Source organism: Glycomyces sp. L485, from assembly GCF_022548875.1.
GTDB lineage: Bacteria > Actinomycetota > Actinomycetes > Mycobacteriales > Micromonosporaceae > Glycomyces.
In genome coordinates this window covers 1-393 of the sequence record NZ_JAKZEW010000106.1, presented here as the reverse complement: position 1 = coordinate 393, position 393 = coordinate 1, and the positions used below count along the sequence as shown (strand labels likewise).

The following is a 393-nucleotide window of genomic DNA, read 5'->3' as shown; positions in this document are numbered from 1 at the left end:
CCCGTCGGGTTCCCTGGCCGCAGCGCCGGTCTCACCGGTCACCGGCGTCGGAACCGGTCGCGGGCAGTTGCCCTGCCGCCCAGAGCTGTTCGTATTCGAGCGGGCTGTGGTAAGCCAAGCGCTTCTGGATCCGCTTGGGGTTGTACCAGGTGTCGATGTACAAGAACAGGCGATTCTCGAGCTGTTCGATGGTGTGCCAGGTGTCGCGTTCGATCAACTCGACCTTGAGTGTGGACCAGAAGCTTTCCATCATCGCGTTATCGTAAGAATCGCCGACGCTCCCCAGCGATTGCCTGATGCCCTGGGCCTCAAGAGTTTTCGAGAAGCGCAGGGACGTGTAGTTCGAGCCTCGGTCGGAGTGATGGACCGTGACCTCGGGCCGGTGGTCGCGCG

Annotated in this window: 1 protein-coding gene; it reads right to left on the bottom strand. The window is 62.3% G+C overall.

Annotation, left to right across the window (positions count from 1 at the left end; genetic code table 11):
* Positions 1-31: 31 nt before the first annotated feature.
* Positions 32-393, bottom strand: a 362-nt coding sequence (locus tag L0U85_RS20200; protein WP_241379567.1) for an IS3 family transposase, incomplete at its 5' end; no start/stop codon positions are given.